Source organism: Thermopolyspora sp. NPDC052614 (genome assembly GCF_040678635.1).
GTDB lineage: Bacteria > Actinomycetota > Actinomycetes > Streptosporangiales > Streptosporangiaceae > Thermopolyspora.
In genome coordinates, this window is the sequence record NZ_JBFATZ010000024.1 from 1 (window position 1) to 380 (window position 380).

1 protein-coding gene is annotated in these 380 nt (G+C 63.9%); it reads left to right on the forward strand.

Translation table 11 applies throughout. The annotated features are described in order from the left end of the window. The coding region (locus AB0K60_RS32915) for a hypothetical protein (protein ID WP_364064138.1) at positions 1-380 on the forward strand (380 nt) is incomplete at both ends.

A 380-nucleotide genomic window follows, 5' to 3' on the forward strand; every position in this document is an offset into this window, starting at 1 on the left:
CGGCCCAGTCCTCCACTTTCAGCACCCTCCAAGATCTCGGAGGGGGGTTAACTTTCAAAGTACCCCAGGGGGTCAGCTTTCAAGATCCGGCGACAGTACGGCTCGGCCAGACCGACCCCGCCCGCCTGCTGACGATCGTAGCCACCGAACACGATGCTCTCCCCAGATTCTCCCTCGCCCGACTGGAGTCGGCAGCCAGCTTCACCCATATCCTCACGTCGCTCTATCGAGCCCTAACCGCCCACAATCGCGACGCCCACCTCCCCGCCCTCGCCACATCGCTGAGCAATCACGCCCTCCGCCTGTCGGAGACCGGACGACGAACCGAAGCGGTACCGGTCAGCGAAGAAGCCCTCCGCCTCTACAGCGAACTGGCCGAT